An 18295-nucleotide genomic window follows, 5' to 3' on the forward strand; every position below is an offset into this window, starting at 1 on the left:
CGAAAACATGAGTCTCATCGAACGCGCTGTCGCACGACTGTCGAAGGACGACCCGGCCGATCCGGGCGCCGCGGCCGGCCGGCCGACGAACGGCACCGAAACCACCGAGCGGCCCAGCACCATCGAGGCCTTCGCCGACCGGATCGCGGGCACGGCTGCCGCCGCGATCGCCGAACCAGCGCGCCCCGGATCCGCTGCGGCCCCGGCGGCACCGACCAGCCCGGCGGTGGCGAGGGCCCCGTCTCCGCCGGCCCAGCTGCCGGAACCGGTGCGCATCCACCTGGAAAGCCTGCGCGCCGCCGGCTTCGTCACGCCCTCCGGCGACCAGACGCCCACCTTCGCGCAGTTCCGGGTCATCAAGCGGCCGCTGGTCAACAACGCCTTCGGACGCCAGGGGCGGCCCCCGCTGCACAACGGCAAGCGGGTCATGGTCACCAGCGCCTTCCCCGGCGAGGGCAAGAGCTTCTGCGCGGTCAACCTGGCCATGAGCATCGCGGCCGAGCGCGACCACAAGGTGATCCTGATCGACGCCGACGTGGCCCGCCCTTCGCTGCCCCGCATTCTGGGCATCGACCCGGGCACCGGTTTGCTCGACTGGCTGGCCGCAGAGGCCCCGCCCGACGTGGCCGAGATCGTGCTGCCCACCAACGTGGACAGCCTGTCGGTGGTGCGCGCCGGCCACCGACACGAGCACGCCACCGAGCTGCTGGCCAGCGGGGCCATGACCAAACTGCTGGACGCGCTCACGACGCGTTATCCTGACTCCATCCTGATCTTCGACACCCCGCCGCTGCTGGTCACCACCGAAGCGCGAGTCGTCGCCTCGTTCATGGGTCAGATCGTGATGGTGGTCGAGGCGGGCAAGACTTCGCGCGAGGCGGTGGCCGAAGCATTGTCCACCATCGAGTCCTGTGAAGTGATCGGGCTCGTCCTGAACAAGGCGCAAGAGATTGAATCGCAAGGCTATTACCAGGGATACGGGTACGGCCAGGGGGCAGTCTGAGCAGACGGTGGCGCGCAAGGCGCTGACCGTGGCACTCGCGCCGCTGACCCTAGCGCTCTCGCCGCGAATCCTGTCGCTCACGCCGCTGGCGGCCTCGCTCGCATTCGCGCTGAGCGCGCCGTTGCCGGCCGCGGCCCAGGTCACCACCGATTCATCGGCCCCGACCGGCAGCACGCTGCCTGCCGACGGCAGCCTGCCCGCCGGCACCGGCCTGTCGCCGGGCACCCGCGACGAGGGTCTGTCGCTTCCCCTGCTCGGCGGCGAGCGCCGCATCGACCCGCCGGTGCTTCTTCCCGGCGTGCGCGCCACGGCCACCCTGAGCGACAACGTTCGACGTGCGCCGCCCGGCCAGGAAGATGCCGACCTGTTCTTCGAGGTCTCGCCATACCTGATCGCCAGCTCTCAGCGCCCGGGCGCCACGTACAACGTGAGCTACCAGCTGCGCAATTTCTTTCGGGTGGGCGACGCGGACTTCAACCTGTTCCGCCACAACCTGGTGGCCAACGGCAGCTTCGCGCTGGTGAGCGACAATTTGTGGCTCGACGCCTCCGGCTACATGGGCACAGTGCTCACGTCGATCAACGGCCCCATCAGCACCGACCAGACCGCCACCTTCGGCGGGAACATCGGGCGATTGCGCAGCTTCACCGTGTCGCCCTGGTACCGCGACACCCTTGGCCGGTGGGCCAGCTACAACCTGCGCTACAGCTACAACCACAGGGGTGGCAGCACGGGGCTCACGCTGGCCTCCTCCACGCAATCGGTGTCCGGATCGATCGCCGGCATCGACGTGGGCCGCGACTGGAACTGGCAGGCCTTCGGCAACTTCCAGCGCCAGTTCTACGACAGCGGCTTCGAGCGCGACCGCCGCAGCTCCGGCGCGAACCTGAGCTACCGTTTCAGCCACACGCTGATGCTTCGCGCCGGCGTGGTCTACGACCAGATAGACGGCGTGCGCAACGCGGAAGGCGACGACTTCGGCTATGGCCCGCTGCTCGGCTTCGACTGGAACCCGAACTCGCGGTTGAGCGTCTCGGCCGAGGTGGCCGATCGCTACTACGGCACCAGCGGCTCCGCCCGCGTGGCCTGGAACACCGTCCGCAGCACCACCGGCATCCAGTTCAGCCGGGGCGTCATCACCAACGCCGACTCGGCACTGCTGGCCATCGACCCGCTGGCGCTCACCGCGAACCCGCTGGGCGTGCCGAACAGCGTGCTGGGCAGCCTGCTGGCCAGCGGCCTTGTGCTGCCCGCCGGGCTGCCGATCACCAGCGCGCTGATCACGGATTCGGCGCAGCTGCAGAGCCGGCTCACCGCCTTCTGGGGCCTGCGCGGCGCCAGCCGCTCGCTCACGCTGTCGGCCTGGTGGTCCAAGCGCGAGAACGGCTTCACGCTGAACCTGCCCAGCACGAGCCTGGGCGGCATCCGCGGCACCACCACCGCCGCTACCAGCTTCCTGCAGGAGATCCGCGAGCGCGGCCTGGCGCTCACCGGGCAGCAGAAGCTCGACGGCCGGTCCTCGCTCGAGGCCTCGATCGACCGCCGGATCGTGGAGATACCCACCCTCGGCACCGAGACCACGCTCACCACGTTGCGGGCCGGGGTAAGCACTGTGCTGGACTCGAAGACCACCGCATTCGCAGGCATCCGTCATGCCCAGCAGAGCGCCTCGGGCGCCGGCACCCGCTATGACGAAAACGCTGTCTACGGCGGCATCGACATGAAGTTCAAGTAAATGTACGAATCCTTCTACGGCCTGTCGGCCAAGCCCTTCCAGCTCAGCCCCGACCCGGAATTCTTCTTCGGCAGCCGCGGCCATCGCCGCGCCATGGCCTACCTGGAGTACGGCCTGCACCAGGCGGAGGGCTTCATCGTGGTCACCGGCGAGGTCGGCGCGGGCAAGACCACGCTGGTCCGGCAACTGCTGCGCCGCCTGCCGGTGGACAAGGTGCTGCCGGTGCAGGTGGTCACCACCCAGCTCGAGGCCTCGGACCTGGTGCGCATCGTGGCCGGCGGCCTGGGCCTGAACGTGGACACCGAGGACAAGGCCACGCTGCTGCTGCGCATCGAGGCCTTCCTGAAGCACCTGCACTCGGAGGGCCGGCGCGCGCTGCTGATCGTGGACGAAGCGCAGAACCTGAGCGCCAGCGCGATCGAAGAGCTGCGCATGCTGTCGAATTTCCAGCTCGACACCAAGTCGCTGCTGCAGAGCTTTTTGATCGGCCAGCCCGAGCTGCGCGACCTGATGCAGCGCCCCGAGATGAGCCAGCTCAAGCAGCGGATCATCGCGGCCTACCACCTGGGTCCGCTGGACACCGCCGAGACCCGCCAGTACATCGAGCACCGCCTGACCCGCGTGGGCTGGAAGAACGACCCGGCCTTCGAGGCCGACGTGTTCGCCAAGGTGCACGAGGTCACCGGCGGCATTCCCCGCCGCATCAACACGCTGGCCGACCGGATGCTGCTCAGCGCCTTCCTGGCGGAGAAGCACACGATCGCCGCGAAGGACGTGACCGAGATCGCCGACGAGCTCGCGGTGGAGCTCGGCCCGCGCGCCGAGGTCATCGACCTGAACAGCCAGGCCGGCCGCCGCGCGGCCGGCAACGGCATGCACATTGCCGGCGGGGCCGCGGCCGGCGGCGCCCTGGCCGGCAACGGCGCGCGCCCGCGCGGCAGCGACGACGATCGGCTGGCCCGCCTCGAGGACCGCGTGGCGGTGCTGGAGTCGTCGACCGCGCTGATCTACAACGCGCTCAAGCGGGTGCTGCGGCGCTTCCGAAACCAGGGCGCGTCGACCACGGTGTCGGTGCCCTCTCCCGGTTCGGGCGGCCCGGCCGAAGGCGCGCCGCGCAGCGCCGAGCGCGAACGGCAATGATCGCCCGAATCGATCCGCAGCGCCCCGGGCACGGCGCGCAGGCCCGCACGGCCGCGCCGATCGCCAACGCGATGTCGATCGACGTGGAAGACTGGTTCCAGGTCGCCGCCTTCGATCGCCACATCGACCGCTCGCAGTGGGATTCCCTCGAGTGCCGGGTGGAGCGCAACCTCGAGCGCATCCTGGCGCTGCTGGATCGCTACGACGCCAAGGCCACCTTCTTCACGCTGGGCTGGATCGCCGAGCGCTACCCGGCCATCATCCGCGCGATCGTGGCGGGCGGCCACGAGCTCGCCAGCCACGGCTACGGCCACCAGCGGGTCAGCGATCTCACGCCCGAAGGCTTTCGCGAAGACCTGATGCGCGCCCGCGTGGCGCTGGAAGACATCGGCGGCGTGGCGGTGCACGGCTACCGCGCGCCCAGCTTTTCCATCGGCCGCGACAATCTCTGGGCCCACGACGTGCTGGCCGAGACCGGCCACCGCTACAGCTCGAGCGTGTACCCGATCGCGCACGATCACTACGGCATGCCCGAGGCGCCGCGCTTTGCCTGGCGCACGCAGGCCGGCATCGTGGAGATCCCGCCCAGCTCGCTGCGCATGCTCGGGCGCAACCTGCCGGCCTCGGGCGGCGGCTACTTCCGGCTGCTGCCCTATTCGGTGTCGCGCTGGAGCCTGCGGCGCATCAACCGTCTGGACGGCCAGCCGGCGATCTTCTACTTCCACCCCTGGGAGGTGGACCCGGAGCAGCCGCGGGTAGCGCACGCCGGGGCCAAGTCGAAGTTCCGCCACTACCTGAACCTGCACCGCACCGAGCAGCGGCTAGCCCGCCTGCTGAACGACTTCCGCTGGCAGCGCGTGGACCGGGTGTTCGCCGAGCACATCGAGGTCTGACGATGAAGGCAAGGGTGCAGGACAGGCTGACCGAAGACCGGGCGAGCGGCATGGGCGCCGCGGCGGCGGCCGATCGCGTGTCGGTCACCGTCACCACGGCAAGCGACGCCGACGCCCGCGCCTGGACCGCCTATGTGGACGCCCACCCCGAGGGCACCGTCTACCACTGCTGGCCCTGGCGCCGGGTGCTGGCCGAGGCCTTCGCGCATGTTCCGCACTACCTGGTGGCGCGGCGCGGCGAACGCGTGGTGGGCGTGCTGCCGCTCGCCCAGGTCAAGACCCTGCTGTTCGGCCACTCGTTGTCCAGCCTGCCCTTCTGCCCCTACGCCGGCCCGCTGGCCGACGACTCGCAGGCCGCGCAGGCGCTCGACCAGGCCGCAGTGGCGCTGGCCGAGAAGCTCCGCGTGGACCATCTCGAATACCGCCGCCTGCCGGCCCCGGACGAGACCGCGCGCGGCTGGCCCAGCAACGACCTCTACGTGGTCTTCCGCAAGGCCATCTCGCCCGACCACGACGCCAACCTGAACGCCATCCCGCGCAAGCAGCGCGCCATGGTGCGCAAGGGCATCAAGAACGGCCTCACCGCGGACGCCGGCGACCTGGACACCTTCTTCGACCTGTTTGCCGACAACGTGCACCGCCACGGCACGCCGGCGCACGCGCGCCGCTACTTCGCGCTGCTGCTCGAGGCCTTCGGCGAGCAGGCCGACCTGCTGATCGTGCGCGACCCGCAAGGCAATCCGCTGTCCGGCGTGCTGAGCCTGTACTACCGCGGCGAGGCACTGCCGATGCACGCCGGCGACTACGCCAGCGCGCGCGACCTGGCCGCCAACGACTTCAAGTACTGGTCGCTGATGCGCCACGCGGTGGAGCGCGGCTGCACGGTGTTCAACTACGGCCGCAGCAAGCTCGGCACCGGCCCCTACGACTTCAAGAAGAATTGGGGCTTCGAGCCCACGCCGCTGGTCTACGAATACAAGCTGGTGCGCGGCCAGGGCGTGCCGCAGAACAATCCGCTGAACCCGAAGTACCGGCTGATGATCGAGACCTGGCGGCGCATGCCGCGCTGGTTCGTGAACGCAGTGGGACCCCACCTGGTGCGGGGGCTGGGATGAAGATGGAGCGCCTGCCCGAAGCGGTGCCGGCCGCGATGCCCGCCGCCGGCCGCGCCGCGGTCACCACGGTGCTGGCCGCCTTCGCCTTCTCGATCGCGCTGTCCTGGCTGGCCTTCCCCGACGCGTGGATGGGCATGGTGCGGGTCTGGATGGCCTCCGAGACCTACACGCACGGTTTCATCGCCCTGCCCTTCGCGGCCTGGATGGTCTGGCGCAACCGCGGCGACTGGTCGCAGTTGCCGGTCCGCAGCTTCATGCCGGGTCTGCTTCTGGTGGCCGCCTTCGCCACGCTGTGGGTGGTGGGCCGGGTGGCCGGGGTGGCCTCGGTGGAGCAGTTCGGCGCGGTGGCGGTGATTCCGGCCGCCATGGCCGCGCTCACCGGCCTGCCCATCGTGGCGGCGCTGGCCTTCCCGCTGGCCTTCCTGTTCTTCGCGGTGCCGGTGGGCGACTTTCTCACGCCCATCCTGATGGACTACACGGCCGACGCCACCGTGCTGGCCCTGCAGTGGAGCGGCGTCCCGGTGTACCGCGAGGGCCTGCACTTCATGGTGCCCACCGGCCGCTGGTCGGTGGTGGAGGCCTGCAGCGGCTTGCGCTACCTGATCGCCTCGCTGGCGCTGGGCGTGCTGTTCGCCTGGCTGCAATTCCGCACTCTGAAGTACCGACTGGCCTTCATCGCGCTGTCCATCGTGGTGCCCATCGTGGCGAACTGGGTCCGCGCCTACATGATCGTCATGCTGGGCCACCTGACGAACAACAAGCTGGCGGCGGGCGCCGACCACCTGATCTACGGCTGGGTGTTCTTCGGCATCGTGATGGCGCTGCTCTTCTGGTTTGGCTCGCGCTGGCGCGAGCCGGCGCCGGCGGTCGCTGCAGAGCGCGCGGCCGGCAGCGCGGCCCAGGATCCACAGCACCACCCGAAACTCGGCCGCATCGTGACCGCCGCCGTGGCCGCCCTGGTCCTGGCGCTGGCCGCCCGCCCGCTGGCCGGCGCACTGCTCGACGCCACCGAGCCGGTGGCCGTCGGCGACACCATCCGCCAGGCCATCGGCGCCGAGTCGAATGCCACCAGCGCGAGGACGGGATCGCCCTCGAGCGCTGCGGCCGCTCCCGGAACCCCCGAAGCGAGCCTCTTCGGATGGGTCCCCGTCTACGCCGAAGCCATCGAAAGCGTTCACGCTCTGGCCCGCGCCGGCGAACATCCGGTCGAGGCGCACGTCTACTACTACGCACGCCAGCACGAAGGCAGGGAGATGATCCATACGAAGCACATGGTGCAGCGGCTGGGCGACCCGCGGTGGCCGGTACGTGGCCACACGACCCGCGACGCCGGCTGGGGCAAGGTCGAGGAGTTGCGCATCGGCCATCCGGGCCGCGAGCTGCTGGTCTGGCACTGGTACCAGATCGCCGGCCGCGCTACCGCCAGCGCCTACGAGGCCAAGGGCCTGACCGCGCTGTCGCTGCTCACCGGCCAGGGCGACCACTCGCTGGCCGCGGTGCTGGCCACCCCGATCGACGGCACGGGCGCCGAAGACGTGACCCGGGCGCGCCAGGCGCTGCAGGCCGTGGGCGACAAGCTGGCCCCCGCCGCCGCGCGGCTGAGCCGCGGCGAAACCGCGGCGCGCTGAGCCGCCCCGCCCCACCAGATTTCCTTTCGATGCCCCCCACGCCCGCCCACCTGGTCCACATCATCCACCGCCTGGACACCGGCGGCATGGAGAACGGCCTGGTCAACCTGGTGAACACGCTCTCGCCCCAGCGCTACCGGCACACGATCGTGTCGCTCACCGGCGTGGGGCCCATCGCCAAGCGCATCGCCAATCCGGACGTCAAGATCGTTGCGCTCGAGCGCAAGCCCGGCCCGCTGGCGCGCGACCTGCCCAGGATCTGGCGCCTGCTGCGCGAGCTCAAGCCCGACCTGGTCCACACCCGAAACATCGGCACGCTGGAAGCGCAGTTGGCCGCCTGGGCCGCCGGCGTGCCGGCCCGCGTGCACGGCGAGCACGGCTGGGAGGTGCACGACCTGGGCAAGGGGCACTCGGGCCTGCTGCGCACCCGCCGGCTGATCCGCGGCTTCGTGCACCAGCAGGTGGCGCTGTCCGAGGCCACCCGCGACTACCTGCGCGAGCGCGTGGGCGTGGCGCCCGAGCGGATCACGTCGATCACGAACGGCGTGGACACCCAGCGCTTCCGGCCGCTCAACGCGCCTGAAGCCGCCGCCGCGAACGCCGCTCGCACGGCCGGCGCCAACGCCCGCCACCCGCTCGCCGCGCTGGGCGCCCCCCCCGGCTGGCCCGCCGAGGCCCCGGTGATCGGCTATGTGGGCCGCCTGGCCGACGTCAAGCATCCGCTACTGCTGCTGCAGGCCTTCGAGCTGCTGGCCTTCGACCGCTCGGTGACCGCGCCGGTGCGCCTGGCGCTGGTGGGCAGTGGCCCCTTGCTGCCCGAGATCCGCACCTGGCTGGCCGACCACAGACTGGCCGAGCGCGTGTGGCTGGCCGGCGACCGCACCGACGTGCCAGAGCTGCTGCGCGCCTTCGACGCCCACGCCCTGCCCTCGCTGGCCGAGGGCATCAGCAACACCCTGCTCGAGGCCATGGCCAGCGGCATTCCCTCGGTGGCCACCCGGGTGGGCGGCAATCACGAGCTCGTCGAGCACGAGCGCACCGGCCTGCTGGTGCCCAGCAACGACGCCGCGGCCCTTGCCGCCGCGCTGCGCCGCTACGCGGCCGACCCCGCGCTGCGCCGCGAGCACGGCGGGCACGCGCGCCAGCGCGCCGTCGAGCAGTTTTCCCTCGACAGGATGGTGGCGGCCTACGACGATCTCTATGCAGGCGTGCTTGCGCGCTGCGGCGTGCGCTTGTCGGCCGCGCTGGCCGCCGGCTGATCCGGCCCGGCCCTGCGCCCCAGCCCCAGCAAGCAAAGGACCCGACCCCAGCCATGTGCGGCATCACCGGCATCTTTCATCCCCGCAGCCCCGATCGCCCCAGCGAGGCGCTGCTGCGCCGGATGAACGACATCCAGTTCCACCGCGGCCCCGACGAGGGCTCGGTGCACATCGAGCCGCACCTGGGCCTGGGCCACCGCCGCCTGTCGATCATCGACGTGGCCACCGGCCAGCAGCCGCTCTTCAACGAAGACGGCAGCGTGGTGGTGGTATTCAACGGCGAGATCTACAACTTCCAGGAACTCGCGCAGGAGCTCGAGGCCGCCGGCCACGTTTTCCGCACCAAGAGCGACACCGAGGTGATCGTCCACGGCTGGGAGCAGTGGGGCGCGAACTGCGTGCAGCGCTTTCGCGGCATGTTCGCGTTCGCGCTGTGGGACCGCAACCGGCAAACGCTCTTCATGGCGCGCGACCGGCTGGGGGTCAAGCCGCTGCACTGGGCCCAGCTGCCCAACGGCGCGGTGCTGTTCGGCTCCGAGCTGAAGACGATCACCGTCCACCCGGACTTCCCGCGCGAGATGGACGACCGGGCTATCGAGGACTACTTCGCCTTCGGCTACATCCCCGACCCGCGCACCATCTACAAGCAGGCGCACAAGCTGGCGCCGGCCCACACGCTGCTGTGGAAGGTCGGCGAGCCGGCCCCGCGCATCGCCCGCTACTGGGACGTGTCCTTCGAGCCCGACGGCAAGCTGTCGCTCGCCGAGGCCTGCGAGCAGCTTCGCGAGAAGCTCACCGAGTCGGTGAAGCTGCGGATGATCTCCGAAGTGCCGCTGGGCGCCTTCCTGTCCGGCGGCGTGGACTCCAGCGCGGTGGTCGCCGCCATGGCCGGGCTGTCGGACAGCCCGGTGAAGACCTGCTCGATCGGCTTCGACGTGGTCTCGTACAACGAATCCGAGTTCGCCAGGATGGTGGCCGATCGCTACCGCACCGACCACTACACCGAAACCGTGAAGGCCGACGACTTCGGCCTGATCGACCGGCTGGCGAGCCTGTACGACGAGCCCTATGCCGACAGCTCGGCCATTCCCACCTACCGGGTTTGCGAGCTGGCCCGCAAGCGGGTGACCGTGGCGCTCTCCGGCGACGGCGGCGACGAGACCTTCGGCGGCTACCGCCGCTACAAGTTCCACGTGCGCGAGCAGGCCCTGCGCGACCGCCTGCCCGCCGGCCTGCGCCACGCATTGTTCGGCACGCTGGGAAGGATCTACCCGAAGCTGGACCAGATGCCGCGCATGTTCCGCGCCCGGGCCACCTTCCAGGCCCTGGCCCGCGACGCGGTGGACGCCTACTGCCACTCGGTGTCCATCCTGCGCGACGACGACCGGGCCCTGCTGTTCTCGCCCGAGTTCCGCAAGCGCCTGGGCGGCTACCGCGCCCGCGAGGTGTTCCACGAGCACGCCCGGCGCGCCCCCACCGACGACGCGCTGTCGCTGATCCAGTACCTGGACTACAACACCTACCTGCCCGGCGACATCAACACCAAGGTGGACCGGGCCAGCATGGCGCACTCGCTGGAAGTGCGCGAGCCGCTGATGGACCACCCGCTGGTGGAGTGGGCCGCGCGCCTGCCCTCGAGCCTGAAACTCGCCGGCGGCGAAGGCAAGCTGGTGCTCAAGAAGGCCCTGGAGCCGCTGCTGCCGAACGACGTGCTCTACCGTCCCAAGATGGGCTTCGCGGTGCCGCTGGCGGACTGGTTCCGCGGGCCGCTGCGCGGCGAGGTGCAGCGGGTGCTGAAGGGCGACACGCTGGCAGGGACCGGGGTGTTCGATGCGGGGATGCTGGCGCGGATCGCGGACGAGCACCTGGGGGGGCAGCGGGACCGGAGCGCGATGATCTGGACGCTGCTGATGTTCGAGAGGTTCGTGGCGGGACAGGACGGCAGGGCCGCGCCTGGGTCAGGGAGCCGCCCCGAACCAGCTGAGACCGCGCTGCATGCGTGACATCCTGCTCACACTGATCCTGGTCGGCCTGCTGCCGATCAGCTTCAAGCGCCCCTACATCGGGGCGTTGATCTTCGCGCTGATCAGCCTGGCGAACCCGCACCGGATGACCTGGGGCTTCGCTTATTCAATGCCTTGGGCGATGGCCTATGCCGGCGTGACAATCCTGGGACTGCTGGCCACGCAGGAGCGGCAGATCGCCGACAGCATCAAGCGCTACTCTCCGGTGCTGCTCTACCTGGCCTGGATGGCGGTGACCTCGATCTTCGCGCTCGAGCCAGGGGAAGCCAGGGCGCGCTGGATCGAAGTCGCCAAGGTGCACACCATGTGCCTGGTCACGCTGGCGCTGCTCACCGACTGGAACAAGGTCAGGCTGCTCGTCTGGGTCTGCAGCTGCAGCGTGGGTTTCTACGGGCTAAAGGGCGGGGTTTTCACGCTGATGTCCGGCGGCCAGTTCCTGGTCTGGGGGCCACTCGATAGTGCGATCCAGGACAACAACCACTTGGCCGTCGGCCTGGTGATGACGCTGCCGATGATGTACTGGCTCTACACCGACGCGAAGAAGCGCTGGCTGCGCTGGCTAATCGCATTCTCGGCGCTGATGAGCGCCGTGTCGGTCTTCGGCTCGCACTCGCGCAGCGCCTTCCTGGGCATCGCGGCCATGTCCTTCTTCCTGCTGATGAAGAGCCAACACAAGTTCGCGGTGGGCATCGTGACCGTGCTGACCGCGATCGGCCTCGCGTCTTTCATGCCCCAGGACTATTGGGACCGGATGCAGACCATCAAGACCTACGAGGAAGACGCCTCGGCGCTGGGGCGTATCAACTCATGGACCGCTGGCTTCAACGTGGCCAACGACCGGATAACCGGAGCCGGCTTCCAATGGTACACGCCCAGGAATTTCGCCCGCTACGCGCCGCGCCCTGAGGCTGTACATGCGTCGCACAGCATCTATTTTCAGGCGCTCGGGGAGCACGGATGGCCGGGCTTGGTGATGTTCATATGGATCTGGGCTGTCGTATGGCTCAACTGCCGGCGGGCAATAAGGCGAGCTGAACAGAATAATGAGGGGCGATCTAAAGCATTGTTGGCCCGCATGATACAGGTCAGTCTTATTGGGTACGCCGTGGGCGGTGCTTTTGTGAACATTGGAAACTGGGACTTTATTTATTACCTTGCTGTCTCCGCCTTTGCCGCCGCACGCCTTGTAGCAGACGCATCAACACTCACCAAATTTAAGCTTGCCGTTGCCCAGTAATCGCGACACCCCGTTTAAAGGGTCTCTTGACAGTTTCCATTCGCGCATGCCCACCCCTTTTGTTGCCACATGCGAGACGGCCTTCCCAACTCGCTAGATGACATAGCACTGAACAACGGGTCGGGAAACGCACAAATTTGGAAACCTGAACGCTGCTTTCTTAACGGATCCAGGTAACACATTTCTCAGCACGCGACATTTCCATTAGCCCTGCGGGCTTAACACCGCCCTTGGCAAGAATCTGTCGATTGCCGAGTCATTCCATACTTAGTACACCCACTCTGAAAATAGAGAGGCCGCGCAGTGATCGAGAGATTCTCACAGTCAAGCATCGCCAGCCACCCATCGCGCTCGCGCGCGACCCGACCAACACGAAGCTCCAGGATAAGGCGTTCATAGAACGAGGCGGCATACCTCGGGCAATTTAGTTTCACAACTCAAGGCGCGACGGGCAAGCATTCCTAGGAACACACGCAGCACCCCCTATGAAAATCGGTTTTTTATATGGTCAATCCGTCTCCCGTGCCACCTCTGGCGGATCGGTTCACGGATTTCAGCTTTCTCGCCGCTTGCACGAACTGGGCAACGATCTTTGCAGCTTCTATGTCGGCGAAGACTTCGACCCTTTGGTCCGTCACTACCGAGGCCGCCAGATTTTCAGCTTCCTTCGTGACCTCGGATGTATCTATCTGCGCGTCGAATGGGCTGGCGGACCGGAGCGCTTCTCACCTATAAAACTACTCTCCATCCGGAAAATTCCCGTTGTATGGGAACTGAACGGAACATCTATAGAATTATTATACTCCGGCCGCACCGCGTCGACGGTCAGGAATGTCAATTTACGCCTCCGAAAACTTGCACCTTTTGCTGACGCCGCCATCGCCGTAAGTCAAGAGATCGCCGACTACGCCGCAAGCACTTTGGGTCTTAAGAACGTGCATGTAGTGCCAAATGGTAGCGATCCGCTCCTCTTCCGGCCTTCGGAATCACGGATGGCAAACGGCCGCGGCCCACTATCCGTCGCATGGGTAGGAACCACCGCCGCGGGCTGGCACGATATTGACTCGATGCTTCAGTGTGCTCGCATTCTCGCTCAGAAGATGAGCCCGGTTGTCATTCACATCTTTGGCGACCCGACGCACCTCCCGAAAGGGCTCCCGTCAAACGTCATCGCACGCGGCGTGGTGCCCTATGCCCAACTCGGCAGCGAGCTTGGCAAGCTGGATGCGGGCATTCACATATTTCGCGCCGACCTTCGTGGGCAAGTAGAAGGTTCACCGTTGAAAATATTCGATTATATGGCAAGCGGGCTTGCCGTAATTACCCAACCAGAAGGGCAACGCCGAGACATAATTCATCGCTGGACGGCAGGCATCCCGACTACTGGCACCCCTGAGGATCTAGCCCGTGCCATTTCGATCCTCGAATCGAATCGACAATGGTGTCACGAGCTTGGTCAAAACGGCCGAAACGCAGTCGTTTCATTCTACAATTGGGATCGCGCCGCACGACAAACCAACGCACTCCTGCGTTCATTGACAACAGACCCTAGAGATAAATAATGGCTCAACCGCCGACTCCGGCCCGCCACCGAGCCGCCAAATAAATACGGCAAAGGCAATTCTTATAATCAACCGCCGCCCTGCATCGGTCGATGGACACCTGTGGCAGCGTCAGCCAATAGAGGAACGCGCACAAACTATGAGCGGCAATTATAATAAACACTGACGCGTCACAGGATCGCGAAATGAAAGTGGCATTTTTATCTTACCCGATGCTCTTCCAGAACATCGGCGGCCTTCAAGTACAAATTAGGGAGACTGCAAATGCGCTTGTATCGCTCGGGGCGGACGTCCGACTCATCGATCCGGCGCGCGAACATCTGACTGAGTATGAGTTGGTGCACGTATTCTCTGCGATCAACGGCAACTACCGGGTCGTCGAGTACGCGGCAGCTTTCGGCATCCCGGTTCTGGTCTCACCGCTCATCCGACCATATTGGACTCGCCCACTTGGCCGGAAAGCTAGATTTCTGGAGTCGGTCGTCGGCAGCCTGACTGGATGGCTCGTTCACACAGAGTATCGCGAGATCGAGACCTGCCTGAGGTTGGCGGATCACCTTGTAGCTTTGGGTAGTGCGGAAAAGCGCGCGATCGTCGAGGGGTTCCGCGTTCCTCCAGCGTCGGTAACCGTCGTGCCGAACGGAATTCCGGATCGGTTCTTCAGGCCAGATCGTGAGTTGTTTTGCCGGCGCTACGATATCTCGCCCGGCTACGTCCTCAACGTGGCGACTGTAAGCCCCCACAAAAACCAACTCGCGCTCGCGGAGGCGCTCTCGGGTACAGGGATGGAGTTGGTCATAATTGGTCCCTGCCTCGACACTCATCGTGACTACCTGGCCCAAGTAACCAAGCACCCTCATGTGCGATATTTGGGCCCGCTTGACTACTCGGACCCGGCCTTGCCGTCGGCCTACGCTTTGGCTTCCGTCTTCTGCTTGCCCTCGCAATCAGAGGTCATGCCACTATCGGTTCTAGAGTCTCTTGCTGCCGGTACACCGTCCATCATGACGAAACATCATGGGATGGATCTGGGCACCGTCCCTCGCGCGCTCGACTTCGTGGAACCCAGCGACCGCGGAGCTATTCGGAGGGCCGTCATGTCGATGCGTGCCGCAACGGACGTAGACGCATGTCTGGAGTTGGCACGTCGCTACACCTGGCGTGGGGTGGCAGAAGCGCTCATCAAGATTTACGGCTCCCTCATCGCTTCGCGCAGCCCCATCAGTACGCAGGATGTCAAGTCGTGTCTGCTCGTTGACTGAACTCTCGTAGGGGCTAGTGGTGAAGCATGGGTTTCTTGCAGTGGCACGATGTTGGAGATTGCGGCGGATCTACGATGCGGTTCTGACGAAGAAGATGTCCGAGTCTGCGTCGCGCATGTATAGGATCCCTCGGAGTTCTGGCACGTAGGCGAATCGGCCGTAGGTGTAGTAGAAGCCGTTGAGCACGGTGTTGGGCGGAACGGTTCCGGTCACGGACTGCGCCGTGGTGTTGAAGGTGGCGGCGTCGATGCGGTACAGCGTGGAGTCGCCCCGCTTCCAGTACCAGAACGCGTCGGACACCGGGTCGTAGACCAGCGAGCCGCGCCCGTTGGCTGCTGCCGCGGCGCTGCCCGTCAGGGTGAGCGTCGAGGCCGCCGCGTTGTTGTTCAGGTCGAACACCGCCCCGGCAAGCGTGCCGTTGGGCATCCGGATCATCCGGTTGCGCCGCGTGTCGATCGCGTAAGGCGTCTCGTAGTAATAGGTCCCGCGATTGCCCAACGTCGTCCAGGTATTGGTCGCGTTGTCCCAGCGGTACATCGTGCCGCCGGTCGAATGCACGTAGATGTTATCGGCAGCGTCCTTGGCGATTCCCTGTGCTACCCCACCTATGCCCCCCTGGGACGGAAACGTACCCGCCGGCAGGTAATCGTTCTTCGCCGGGTCGAAGGCATCGAACTCGCTCGTGCCGTTGGCAACCTTGGACCATAGCGCGGGCGCCCCGACGAACATCAACAGGTTGCGGCTGTCGTTGAACTGCAGCGTCCAGTAAGTATGCCGCGACGAGGGTCGACCATCGGGGTAATGAGACGTCCCGGTCTCCGGCAGCACCGGTGCCGCGCTCGGGTTGTTTCGCCGCACCCAGATCGGCGTTTCGCTGCGCAGCGCGATCGAGAATACTTCGTTGCCCGCGTAGTCCGCGTGCCCGCCCCCGGCAATGAACAGCTCGCTGCCCGAGGCCTTCAGGGTCCCCCCGGAGTAAGCCAGGATGCCCTTCTGACCGCCCCGGGACGGCGTGTACCCCTGCCAGGCCGTGCTGGCCGACAGCTTCGTGCCGGGAATCTGGAACCATTGGAAGAGCGGCTTGGCCGCCACCCAACTCGGCAGCGAGCCGGCCGGCAGCGGGGTGACCGTCACCGTGCTCGTCGTACCCTCGGTGCTCGCCGAGGGGCTCGTGCTCGTCGTGCTCGAGGTGGATGTGCCGGTTCCCGAACTCGAGCTGGTACCGGTGCTCGTGCCCGCGCTTGCCGTCGTGCTGCCGCTGCTCGTGCTGATCGTGGTCTCGCCCTGCTTGGTGGCGACATTCGCGATCCCGCGCGGCAGGATTGCCCACTTCGGATCCCGCTCCCAGCCCCAGGCGGCGTAGTGGCCAGCCCCGAACCGCGACCACGCCTCCGCGCTGCCCGGCGCCCCGGCGGTGCCGGCCAGCGCAACCAGCGCCGCCGTACCGTAACCCTGGTCCAGGGAACTCGTGCTGTTCGAGTTCGGCGATGCCGCCGGCGGCCACTTGCTCGCCCCGGTGTAATCCGCATACTCGGCCGCCACGTCCGACCACCGCTGGTACAACGCGCCGGTCTGCGCATCCACGAACGGCAAGGTGTAGTCGCCCAGGTGGTAGGGCACTGCCCCCGCATCGAGCACCTGTCGCACGAAGAACGGCGCAAACCAGTCCTTCAGCGCCCCCGCCGGCAAACCCAGTTCCGCGCCACGGCTCAGCGCATACATCAGGAATGAGTGCTGCCAGGGCGCGTCATAACGCTTGACCGACTCGTTCGAGCCGTAACCGTCGAGCCCCTCCCACCAGTACCGCAACGGGTTGGCATCTCGCAGACGCCCGCCGTGACAATCCCCGGCCGTATTCGCCCACTGCCAGTCCGCACGGCTGGTGTTGCCGCCCCGCACGACCCCACGCGTGCCCTCGAAGCGCGTGATCACGTCTTCGTACGCAGCGTGCAGGTAATTTCGGTAGCCAGCCTCTTGCTGCGGCACCGCCCACGCCGCCTCGCCCAGCATCCGCATGCCCCAGGCAATGCCTCGGATCTGCCCGCCTATCCCCAGGTGCGACTTCGAAGCGTTCTTCGAGTAGCAGTACAGGCCATACAGCCCCCGGGAATCATCCAGCAGGCTGAAACCCGACCAGAACTGCAACTGCTCCTTGTAGAAGTGCTCGCCGGTCAGCAGGTACGGAATGAAGAACGGCTGCGGCTGATGCGCGTTGTCCGGCACCCACGCCCCCCGGTTCGTCGTGCCGACGACCTTCACCTTGTCGGCCGCATCGGAGTAGGCGTAGCCCAGATCCAGCATCGCCAGCGTGGGCCGCGCATAGCCCGACACCGGCTGGCCCAGGGCCGGTTCGGTCTTGTCCCGATCCACGTATTTGCCGGCCGACCCCTCGCGCAGGTGCATCGGCCAGGCCCCGGCCAGATCCGCCTGCCCCAGCGCCACCTCTTTGAGCTCGGCGCTGCCGTCGTACAGCCAGGCCACCATCCACTTCGGATACGGCCCCAGGTCCGGCCGCCCCCCCGTCGTCGGCATCGACGGATTCCACATCCCCTGCTCGAAGATGTCCTTGGGCGCCGCCTGCCACGCCGACACGATCGAGCTCTTGCTCGTGCTCGACAGCCGGATCGACGCGTCGTAATTCGGGATCGCCTGCGTGGCCGCCAGATAGGCCACGTTGTAGTCGATGTTCAGCGCCGCCGGCTCGCCCCCGCGCCAGAACGTCCTCGTCCAGCGCGACATGTAGAGGTGCTCCACGTCCGCCCGGCTGTAGACCGGCTGCGGGCTCGATGCCCCGGCCGTGATCGTCACCCCGTAGCGCTGGTTCTGCACCTTCTCGGTGTCAGTGGTCTCCATCACCACCCGCGTGCGCGTGAGCTTGAGCGCCGGCCAGAACTGCACCTCGAACGACGGGCGCACCGACTTGTAGCCGTCCACCCCGATGTCCGCCGACTTGCCCTCGTGGTCGGCCACGATCGCCGTCGTCACCACCGGGCCGCTCGTCCACAGCCTGTACTTGCCCGCCGCAATCAGCGCCCGCGCCGACGCCGTTCCCGCCGCCCCGTCATTGAGCGACACCACCGCGTCGAAGTCGTACTCCGCGCCCAGCATCTGCTGCGCGCTCAGCGCGCCGTCGTTGTTGCACGGTCCATCGGCAAAGCTCAGCGTCACCCCGCCTGAGGCCGGCACCGCCGGCAGCACCGCCGACACCACCGCAAAGCGCACGCTCCCGTCCGCATGCCGCGTCTTGACGTCCGACTGGCTCGCCACCGACTGGCCGTCGACCAGCAACTGCGGGCACTGGCCGATCTCACCTACCCGGAACGGCCGACCGAACTGCAACGGCTGGGCGCTCAGCGCCACTCCGCTCGCACTACTTACATAGAGCTTGTTGCTTACGTCAACGACAGTCGCGCTCCCGCTAGAAACTGCGCCGCCGC

The 18295-nt window shown here is 67.0% G+C and carries 12 protein-coding genes; 11 read left to right on the forward strand and 1 reads right to left on the reverse strand.

Features of this window, described 5'->3' with window-relative positions; all coding sequences use genetic code 11:
• Positions 1 to 7: 7 nt before the first annotated feature.
• The 11 genes from FHP08_RS07630 to FHP08_RS07680 all read left to right on the forward strand — a co-directional run bounded on the left by FHP08_RS07630 (position 8) and on the right by FHP08_RS07680 (position 14858).
• On the forward strand, positions 8 to 1003 hold the full coding sequence (locus tag FHP08_RS07630; protein WP_147703858.1) for an XrtA-associated tyrosine autokinase: 996 nt from the start codon (positions 8 to 10) through the stop codon (positions 1001 to 1003).
• A gap of 7 nt (positions 1004 to 1010) precedes the next feature.
• Positions 1011 to 2738 carry a TIGR03016 family PEP-CTERM system-associated outer membrane protein gene (locus FHP08_RS07635; protein ID WP_147703859.1) on the forward strand — a complete coding sequence of 576 codons (1728 nt, stop codon included), beginning with the start codon at positions 1011 to 1013 and terminating at the stop codon, positions 2736 to 2738.
• On the forward strand, positions 2739 to 3878 hold the full coding sequence (locus FHP08_RS07640) for an XrtA/PEP-CTERM system-associated ATPase (RefSeq protein WP_147703860.1): 1140 nt from the start codon (positions 2739 to 2741) through the stop codon (positions 3876 to 3878).
• Positions 3875 to 4771: an XrtA system polysaccharide deacetylase gene (locus FHP08_RS07645; protein WP_147703861.1), complete on the forward strand. Its 897-nt coding sequence runs from the start codon at positions 3875 to 3877 to the stop codon at positions 4769 to 4771. The genes FHP08_RS07640 and FHP08_RS07645 overlap by 4 nt, the downstream gene beginning before the upstream one ends.
• Positions 4772 to 4773: 2 nt before the next feature.
• Positions 4774 to 5886 (forward strand): FemAB family XrtA/PEP-CTERM system-associated protein, encoded by a 1113-nt coding sequence (locus FHP08_RS07650; RefSeq protein ID WP_225879074.1) that lies wholly within the window; start codon positions 4774 to 4776, stop codon positions 5884 to 5886.
• Positions 5883 to 7514: an exosortase A gene (xrtA, locus tag FHP08_RS07655; RefSeq protein WP_147703862.1), complete on the forward strand. Its 1632-nt coding sequence runs from the start codon at positions 5883 to 5885 to the stop codon at positions 7512 to 7514. The genes FHP08_RS07650 and xrtA overlap by 4 nt, the downstream gene beginning before the upstream one ends.
• A gap of 29 nt (positions 7515 to 7543) precedes the next feature.
• On the forward strand, positions 7544 to 8773 hold the full coding sequence (locus FHP08_RS07660) for a TIGR03088 family PEP-CTERM/XrtA system glycosyltransferase (protein ID WP_222707845.1): 1230 nt from the start codon (positions 7544 to 7546) through the stop codon (positions 8771 to 8773).
• A gap of 53 nt (positions 8774 to 8826) precedes the next feature.
• A complete protein-coding gene (locus FHP08_RS07665) occupies positions 8827 to 10776 on the forward strand; it encodes an XrtA/PEP-CTERM system amidotransferase (RefSeq protein ID WP_147703863.1) in 1950 nt (649 codons plus the stop codon).
• The gene (locus tag FHP08_RS07670; RefSeq protein WP_147703864.1) at positions 10769 to 12034 is read left to right on the forward strand and encodes a putative O-glycosylation ligase, exosortase A system-associated; all 1266 of its coding nucleotides are present in this window, start codon (positions 10769 to 10771) and stop codon (positions 12032 to 12034) included. Before FHP08_RS07665 ends, FHP08_RS07670 begins: the two co-directional genes overlap by 8 nt.
• A 485-nt stretch (positions 12035 to 12519) precedes the next feature.
• Entirely contained in the window at positions 12520 to 13596 is a 1077-nt protein-coding gene (locus tag FHP08_RS07675; protein WP_147703865.1) for a glycosyltransferase, read from the forward strand.
• 185 nt (positions 13597 to 13781) lie between these two features.
• Positions 13782 to 14858 (forward strand): glycosyltransferase family 4 protein, encoded by a 1077-nt coding sequence (locus tag FHP08_RS07680; protein WP_147703866.1) that lies wholly within the window; start codon positions 13782 to 13784, stop codon positions 14856 to 14858.
• 69 nt (positions 14859 to 14927) lie between these two features.
• Here FHP08_RS07680 and FHP08_RS07685 read toward each other — a convergent pair whose 3' ends face one another.
• A complete protein-coding gene (locus FHP08_RS07685) occupies positions 14928 to 18218 on the reverse strand; it encodes a hypothetical protein (protein WP_147703867.1) in 3291 nt (1096 codons plus the stop codon).
• Between the last annotated feature and the right edge of the window lie 77 nt (positions 18219 to 18295).

It is taken from the genome of Zeimonas arvi, assembly GCF_008039575.1.
GTDB lineage: Bacteria > Pseudomonadota > Gammaproteobacteria > Burkholderiales > Burkholderiaceae_E > Zeimonas > Zeimonas arvi.

What these genes read in the sequence shown, in the direction of transcription:
- FHP08_RS07630 (WP_147703858.1), top strand. Translation starts at nt 8, where the DNA reads ATGAGTCTCATCGAACGCGCTGTCGCACGACTGTCGAAGGACGACCCG.
- FHP08_RS07640 (WP_147703860.1), top strand. Translation starts at nt 2,739, where the DNA reads ATGTACGAATCCTTCTACGGCCTGTCGGCCAAGCCCTTCCAGCTCAGC.
- FHP08_RS07645 (WP_147703861.1), top strand. Translation starts at nt 3,875, where the DNA reads ATGATCGCCCGAATCGATCCGCAGCGCCCCGGGCACGGCGCGCAGGCC.
- FHP08_RS07650 (WP_225879074.1), top strand. Translation starts at nt 4,774, where the DNA reads ATGAAGGCAAGGGTGCAGGACAGGCTGACCGAAGACCGGGCGAGCGGC.
- xrtA (WP_147703862.1), top strand. Translation starts at nt 5,883, where the DNA reads ATGAAGATGGAGCGCCTGCCCGAAGCGGTGCCGGCCGCGATGCCCGCC.
- FHP08_RS07660 (WP_222707845.1), top strand. Translation starts at nt 7,544, where the DNA reads ATGCCCCCCACGCCCGCCCACCTGGTCCACATCATCCACCGCCTGGAC.
- FHP08_RS07665 (WP_147703863.1), top strand. Translation starts at nt 8,827, where the DNA reads ATGTGCGGCATCACCGGCATCTTTCATCCCCGCAGCCCCGATCGCCCC.
- FHP08_RS07670 (WP_147703864.1), top strand. Translation starts at nt 10,769, where the DNA reads ATGCGTGACATCCTGCTCACACTGATCCTGGTCGGCCTGCTGCCGATC.
- FHP08_RS07675 (WP_147703865.1), top strand. Translation starts at nt 12,520, where the DNA reads ATGAAAATCGGTTTTTTATATGGTCAATCCGTCTCCCGTGCCACCTCT.
- FHP08_RS07680 (WP_147703866.1), top strand. Translation starts at nt 13,782, where the DNA reads ATGAAAGTGGCATTTTTATCTTACCCGATGCTCTTCCAGAACATCGGC.